This is a genomic window from Salegentibacter maritimus, from assembly GCF_016236975.1.
GTDB classification, from domain to species: Bacteria; Bacteroidota; Bacteroidia; order Flavobacteriales; family Flavobacteriaceae; genus Salegentibacter; species Salegentibacter maritimus.
Genome location: NZ_JAEHNY010000007.1, coordinates 204,433 through 212,185 on the forward strand (window position 1 = coordinate 204,433; position 7,753 = coordinate 212,185).

The following is a 7,753-nucleotide window of genomic DNA, read 5'->3' on the forward strand; positions in this document are numbered from 1 at the left end:
TACTTAAAATTTAAAATTATAAGTGATTGTGGGAATAGGCACAGAAAAAATAGAACTTTGTAAAGCTTCGACTTTTCCATCTTTAGTTACAAAAAATACAGAATATGGGTTATTTCTTCCTAATACATTGTAAATAGAGATATTCCAAAAGCTATGTGCCAGCTTATCAATTTTATGATTCCCCTCTATATTAAAGCTTAAGTCCAGTCTATAATAATCTGGGATTCTATATTTATTTCGGTCACTATAAAAAACGTATTCTGCGCCATTAAAATCATATTGACCAATAGGGTAAGTGACCGGGCGACCGGTTTGATAAGCAAAATTAGCCGAAAAACTAAACCTTTTAGTGATCTTGTAATTGGCTACCAAACTTACATCGTGTGGCTTGTCGAAATTTGAAGGGAAATATCTTCCTGCATTTACAATCTGCTCGTTAAATTCACTATCTAATTTAATTAGGGACCTGGAGTAAGTATACCCCAGCCATCCATTTAATTTACCTCTTGTTTTCTTAACAAGAAACTCGATACCGTAAGATTTACCAACTCCCTGAAGTGCTTCGGTTTCTACATTTTCATTCAAAAATAATTTTGCGCCGGTTTTAAAATCCAATAAATTCTTAGACCTTTTATAGTAAGCTTCCGCGCTTAATTCATACAAATTATTATCTATATTTTTATAAAGACCTAAAGAGTATTGATTTGCTTTTTGAGGGGCTATATTTAAATCTGATAATTTATAAATATCTGTAGGAGAGATGGTAGTATTGTTTGTTAATGTGTGAATGTATTGATAAGTATTATTATAGGAAGCTTTTACTGATAAATTTGGCTTTAGAAAGTAACGAGCCGATAGGCGGGCCTCTGCCCCTCCATAGGTTTCAATCACCTCATTATTCTTATAATTTAAAGTATCTAGCACTGTAGCTGTGCTTTTTGGGAGCCCGGTTTCATAAATTCTCTGACTTCTTTCTCCCAATGCAGCATATATAGAATATCGCACCCCAGCATTTAAGAGCAATTTCTCACTTATTTTAAACTCGTCTGAAATAAACACTGAAGATTCCAGTCCCCTTTCCCGGGGTATTTTTAATTTAGTTATTTCTGATTCCCCTCCTATAGGTTTTATTTCCCCGGGGTCTACCACATAGAGTTTACTGGATAATCCATAAATAAAGTTATGATTTTCACTTAACTCATAATCAAGTATCATTTTTAATTCACTCTCGTTAATATTATATCCTGATTGAAAATTATCTCTAATGTCGTTTTCGTAATTTATATCGAATTTATAATCACTGTTAGAGAAAATGATATTTGCCTTATGGGCTTCGGTGAATTTGTGTTCATAATTTATGGACATTAACCTGTTTTGATAACTGAATAAAGAATCAGAAGTAAGACTAAACTTATCTTTACTAAAATATCCTGTAGCCTGAATTTTATTTTTATCATCAAAACTATGGTGGTATTTGCCAATAATATCATAGAAAGAAGCCTCACTATTATTAAGGGATTCTTCATCAAGATTTTTCAATATCCAGTTTGAATAGGTTGCACGCCCACCAATTATAAGCCCAGATTTATTATTTACTACCGGAACTTCTAAAGATAAATTACTAGTAACCGGTCCAATTGCTGCTTCTCCACTAAATTTCTGTGTATTGGCATTTTTGGTATGTATGTCAAAAACCGATGATAGCCGGCCTCCATACTTAGCCGGAATACTTCCCTTATAAATATTTACATCTCCTGAAGTGAAAGGATTGATAGCAGAAAATATCCCGAAAAAATGTGAAGGATTATAAAGCACCGCGTCGTCAAGTAAAATAAGGTTTTGATCTGCCCTCCCTCCTCTAACATTATAACCTGCCGCACCCTCTCCTGCCTTTGTAATTCCCGGTAAAGTAGTGGCCACTTTCAAAATATCACGTTCTCCTAATACCAATGGAATATTCTTTATTTGTTCTACATTAATTGTTTCAGACCCTACAATAGCATCAGAAACATTGTTATTATTAGTTGTTTCTAAAAAAACTTCGCCTAACTCTTCATAGGTTTCATTTAAACTAATATCAAGCTTTCCATTATTATACATTACCACCCTAGTTCTGAGGTTTTCAGAACCTAATGACTGGGTTTCGAGAAGATTTGCACCTTGAGGCAATTTAATTTCATAGTACCCAAGACTATCGGTTATAGCACCAATATTCTTAGATTTAACCAAAATGGCTAAATTAGAAATGGGCTTCCCACTTACCTTATCTGTAACCACTCCACTTAGAGAATATTTCTTGTTACTTTTCGCGGTAGTTTCTTTTCCGATACTTAGGGTTTTTATGGGTTTATTTAAGTTCCTATTTTGTATTCCTTTATAAAAAATAGGGCTAATATTTTCCATATTCCTTTTCCCGGCTTTGTCTCCAGACGTTAAACTATTACCCATAGTATCATTTTCACTCCCGAAAAATCCTTCGGGCAACGCATCATAAACCAAATTGTTAGGAGTTAGAATAATTTGATTTTTGTAAACATAATAATTCAAATAAGTATCCTTAAAAACTTCTGTGAGAATTGTATTTAGAGGTTTATTCTGAAAGTTTACTGAAATAGGATCGGCATCCAACCAGCTATCTACAAAGAAAAAAGTATAATTGCTTTGAGATTCAATCTCTAAAAGAACTTCTTTTAGTGTAATACCTTCCGCATTAATAGAAAATGTTTCTTCCTGAGAGAACGAAACAAAAGGCATAATCATAAAAGAAAGAAATAATAGTTGTTGCTTCAACCCGATTATTTTTTTAAAATTAAAAGTTCGATCAATTTAGTCATAAACTCACTTTGATTGGATTTCCGCAAAGAATTATACTCCTTATAAAAGTTAACAATCTCTTTTTTAGAACCTGGAAATACCTTCTGAAAATCTATTTTATCCTGTAAAAAGAAAAGTTCGCCATATTTTCTTAAAACAAAGTGGCTTTTTTGTTTCTTATACATATAAACAGTAACCTTATCATTCAGATTCTTCCTTTCCTTTAACCTATGTTTTTCCATCAATACGATATCTCGATTCTCATCAGTATACAAGATTTTGTAAATTCCTGAAGGAATCTTCTTTAATTGATTTCCTGAAATTCGCTTATATTTTGAGTTGTTTACTTCAAAAGCTTCAATCTTATCGGTTATTAGTTGAAAGACATGAGTAGCTAGGTCATTTTTTAATTTCACCAATACAACGTCATTATATATATTGTAATTTAGTAATATGTTATAGTAGGTTTTACCATCATATACTATATCACCCGGATGCATTTCATAGGGAAAAAGAAACTTATTTTCCTCAGGATCTATTTGATGTAATTCATTATATGCAATACCATTATATAGATCAGAGTTTTCGATCCCAATAAGCTTATCAAATTGAATATATATATCCTTTCTCGTAATATCCTGAGCAGCTAAGTCCTCTAAGAGCACAAAACTGAATAAAATTAGCAGACAAATAATGTTTTTAATCGTTTTCAATAAAAATACATATGAATAGCATCATTTCTTCGAATATACACAAAAAATTGGCTCTATTGATATCATAAACTGGATATTCTCGCCATATTAAAAAACATCAAAAAGTTAAAAGCTACTTATCCTAAACTAAGGTAGCTTATAACCGAATAGAGAATATGAAAGATTGATTGTAAAATCAGGTGATAAAGTGAGATACTAATGAACCAGGATTTAACTGCTTTTGTGGGTCCCTAGGGAGTTTCATATGCGGCAAACTTAACACCAAACGACACGGGTATGGGCACCTGGACGTTTCAACAGTTTAAAAGGCTATGGTGGAAGGAAAATACAAAAGCCAGGAAAATACCCGCATGTTATTGCCGCCCATGCCCTGGCAAAACTTTAAAGATATAAAGGAAGAAGATTTAAAGGCCATGTACTTCTATTTTAAAAGCCTGCCACCGGTAGCAAATGTAGTCCCACCTGTAAAACCACTTAAAGACTTATAGTAGCCCACTCCTCCTTTCCAAAAAAACTAGATCAAAAAAAAAGACCTTTACATTGCTGTAAAGGTCTTTTAAAAAAAAGGCGGTGACATACTCTCCCACAAATAGCAGTACCATCTGCGCTAACGGGCTTAACTTCTCTGTTCGGAATGGAAAGAGGTGAGCCCCGTTGCCATAACCACCTTAAGTCTTTAGTATGCAGTTTACAGTCTATAAATTTGCAGGTTTTCCTGCTTACCCTTTTACTTACAACTGCCTACTCTAATAAGTTGACATATTAAAAGAAACAAAAAATAAAATAAAACTGCGGCAAGCATTCAAGCTCCTGTTATCCCTTGCAGGATAACAGGAATCGCATCAAGCTTTACGGATTATTAGTACCACTCGGCTATGACATTGCTGCCTTTACACCTATGGCCTATCAACGTGGTCGTCTCCCACGGTCCTTTAAAGAAATCTCATCTTGTGGTGGGTTTCGCGCTTATATGCTTTCAGCGCTTATCCCTTCCCAACGTAGCTACCCAGCAGTGCTCCTGGCGGAACAACTGGTGCACCAGAGGTTGGTCCAACTCGGTCCTCTCGTACTAGAGTCAGGTCCACTCAAATTTCTAACGCCCACTACAGATAGAGACCGAACTGTCTCACGACGTTCTGAACCCAGCTCGCGTGCCACTTTAATGGGCGAACAGCCCAACCCTTGGGACCTTCTCCAGCCCCAGGATGTGACGAGCCGACATCGAGGTGCCAAACCCCCCCGTCGATGTGAGCTCTTGGGGGAGATCAGCCTGTTATCCCCGGCGTACCTTTTATCCTTTGAGCGATGACCCTTCCACGCGGTGTCACCGGATCACTATGCTCTACTTTCGTACCTGATCGACCTGTATGTCTCTCAGTCAAGCTCCCTTTTGCCATTGCACTCTACGCACGGTTACCAAGCGTGCTGAGGGAACCTTTAGAAGCCTCCGTTACTCTTTTGGAGGCGACCACCCCAGTCAAACTACCCACCAAGCACTGTCCCTCACATAATGAGGTTAGGCTCCGAACAAGTAAAGGGTGGTATTTCAACAATGACTCCACACCGCCTGGCGACGGCGCTTCAAAGTCTCCCACCTATCCTACACATCACTTGTCCAAAGTCAATACTAAGCTATAGTAAAGGTGCACGGGGTCTTTTCGTCCCGTAGCGGGTAATCGGCATCTTCACCGATACTACAATTTCACCGAGCTCATGGCTGAGACAGTGTCCAGATCGTTGCACCATTCGTGCAGGTCGGAACTTACCCGACAAGGAATTTCGCTACCTTAGGACCGTTATAGTTACGGCCGCCGTTTACTGGGGCTTCAATTCAATGCTTCGCCGAAGCTAACATCTCCTCTTAACCTTCCAGCACCGGGCAGGTGTCAGGCCCTATACATCATCTTTCGATTTAGCAGAGCCCTGTGTTTTTGATAAACAGTCGCCTGGACCTCTTCACTGCGGCCCCGCTAAAAGCGGGGCGACCCTTCTCCCGAAGTTACGGGCCTATTTTGCCTAGTTCCTTAGCCATGAATCTCTCGAGCACCTTAGAATTCTCATCCCAACTACCTGTGTCGGTTTACGGTACGGGTTGCATCCACTCGCTTTTCTTGGAAGTCGATCCGCTGGATTATCACGCCGGCCGAAGCTTTTGTGTACTATCGGGGTGTTACCACTCCCTTCAACGTGCTATTCCGTCAGCACGCACCAACTTTTCGCCTCCGTCCGCTTTAACGTGGGGCAAGTACAGAAATATTAATCTGTTGTCCATCGACTACCCCCTTCGGGTTCGCCTTAGGTCCCGACTAACCCCCAGCTGATTAGCATAGCTGGGGAAACCTTAGTCTTTCGGTGTGCAGGTTTCTCGCCTGCATTATCGTTACTTATGCCTACATTTTCTTTTGTAACCAATCCAGAAAGCCTCACGACTCACCTTCATCTCTGTTACAATGCTCCCCTACCACTCCATATCTAAATATGAAATCCATAGCTTCGGTAGTATGTTTATGCCCGATTATTATCCATGCCGGACCGCTCGACTAGTGAGCTGTTACGCACTCTTTAAATGAATGGCTGCTTCCAAGCCAACATCCTAGCTGTCTGGGCAGTCCAACCGCGTTTATTCAACTTAACATACATTTGGGGACCTTAGCTGATGGTCTGGGTTCTTTCCCTCTCGGACACGGACCTTAGCACCCATGCCCTCACTGATATAAAACATTTTATAGCATTCGGAGTTTGTCAGGAATTGGTAGGCGGTGAAGCCCCCGCATCCAATCAGTAGCTCTACCTCTATAAAACTATTATACCGCTGCACCTAAATGCATTTCGGGGAGTACGAGCTATTTCCGAGTTTGATTGGCCTTTCACCCCTACCCTCAGGTCATCCCAAGACTTTTCAACGTCAACGGGTTCGGTCCTCCACTATGTGTTACCACAGCTTCAACCTGCCCAAGGGTAGATCACACGGTTTCGCGTCTACCATTACCAACTTAAATCGCCCTATTAAGACTCGCTTTCGCTACGGCTCCACAGCTGAACTGCTTAACCTTGCTGGAAACGGTAACTCGTAGGCTCATTATGCAAAAGGCACGCCGTCACCCCTAAAGGCTCCGACCGCTTGTAAGCGTATGGTTTCAGGATCTATTTCACTCCCTTGTTCAGGGTTCTTTTCACCTTTCCCTCACGGTACTGGTTCACTATCGGTCTCTCAGGAGTATTTAGCCTTGGCGGATGGTCCCGCCGGATTCATACAGGGTTTCACGTGCCCCGCACTACTCAGGATACCACTATCATTACATCCATTACCTATACCGGGCTGTCACCGTCTATGGCCAAGCTTTCCAACTTGTTCTAATTCTGTTTGCAACAAATATTGTGGTCCTACAACCCCATAAGGTCCGTAAACCTTATGGTTTGGGCTAATGCACGTTCGCTCGCCGCTACTAGCGCAATCACTATTGTTTTCTCTTCCTCCGGGTACTTAGATGTTTCAGTTCTCCGGGTTTGCCTCCTTGCGGATACTATACCTTCAGTATAGTGGGTTGCCCCATTCGGATATCTGCGGATCAACTTGTATGTGCCAATCCCCGCAGCTTTTCGCAGCTTATCACGTCCTTCTTCGCCTCTGAGAGCCTAGGCATTCCCCATACGCCCTTATCTAGCTTGTATGCTTCTTGCTTATGCTCGAATTTCTCGTGACCTTAAATCACAATGTATTCTATTAATATAATTAATTTACCTCGTTATAAAATTTACATCCTATAACTGTAGTTTTCTCGTATTCTTTGTTTCTCAATATGTCAATGAACTTTATAAGCTATATGCTTTAGGCTATAAGCCTTAGGCATTTTTGCTTACGGCTTATAGCATAATGCTTAAAGCCTTTTGTGGAGAATATCGGAGTCGAACCGATGACCTCCTGCGTGCAAGGCAGGCGCTCTAGCCAGCTGAGCTAATCCCCCATTTTTCAGTTGGCAGTTAATTAGTATTCAGTATTCAGTCGTAACTGTACTGCGTACTGCTCACTGCGTACTGTAAACTGGTTGCCCAACTTCTAAAATTTCCTTTCAATTTGTAATGAACGTTGTTGTCCCAAATTCAAATTACTTTGAACTCTTAACCTTTAACTGCGCTTTAGCGCGCTGTAGTCTCAGGCAGACTCGAACTGCCGACCTCTACATTATCAGTGTAGCGCTCTAACCAGCTGAGCTATGAGACTGTCC

The 7,753-nt window shown here is 39.9% G+C and carries 3 protein-coding genes, 2 tRNA genes and 2 rRNA genes; 1 reads left to right on the forward strand and 6 read right to left on the reverse strand.

Annotated elements, in window-relative coordinates; translation table 11 throughout:
- Positions 1–3 precede the first annotated feature (3 nt).
- Both I6U50_RS09640 and I6U50_RS09645 read right to left on the reverse strand, forming a co-directional pair.
- Positions 4–2,790 (reverse strand): TonB-dependent receptor, encoded by a 2,787-nt coding sequence (locus I6U50_RS09640; RefSeq protein ID WP_198638688.1) that lies wholly within the window; start codon positions 2,788–2,790, stop codon positions 4–6.
- Between the two features lie 5 nt (positions 2,791–2,795).
- Complete coding sequence (locus tag I6U50_RS09645) at positions 2,796–3,479, reverse strand: hypothetical protein (RefSeq protein WP_198628071.1); 684 nt, start codon at positions 3,477–3,479, stop codon at positions 2,796–2,798.
- Between the two features lie 359 nt (positions 3,480–3,838).
- On the opposite strand from I6U50_RS09645, the gene I6U50_RS09650 reads away from it, so the two are divergent.
- Positions 3,839–4,015 (forward strand): hypothetical protein, encoded by a 177-nt coding sequence (locus I6U50_RS09650; RefSeq protein ID WP_198638689.1) that lies wholly within the window; start codon positions 3,839–3,841, stop codon positions 4,013–4,015.
- 74 nt (positions 4,016–4,089) lie between these two features.
- Here I6U50_RS09650 and rrf read toward each other — a convergent pair.
- The 4 genes from rrf to I6U50_RS09670 all read right to left on the reverse strand — a co-directional run bounded on the left by rrf (position 4,090) and on the right by I6U50_RS09670 (position 7,749).
- Positions 4,090–4,198: ribosomal RNA gene (rrf, locus tag I6U50_RS09655) — 5S ribosomal RNA — on the reverse strand.
- Positions 4,199–4,365: 167 nt separating this feature from the next.
- A 23S ribosomal RNA gene (locus I6U50_RS09660) occupies positions 4,366–7,200 on the reverse strand.
- Between the two features lie 218 nt (positions 7,201–7,418).
- Positions 7,419–7,492, reverse strand: a tRNA-Ala gene (locus I6U50_RS09665).
- A 183-nt stretch (positions 7,493–7,675) separates the two neighbouring features.
- Positions 7,676–7,749: transfer RNA gene (locus I6U50_RS09670), tRNA-Ile, on the reverse strand.
- Between the last annotated feature and the right edge of the window lie 4 nt (positions 7,750–7,753).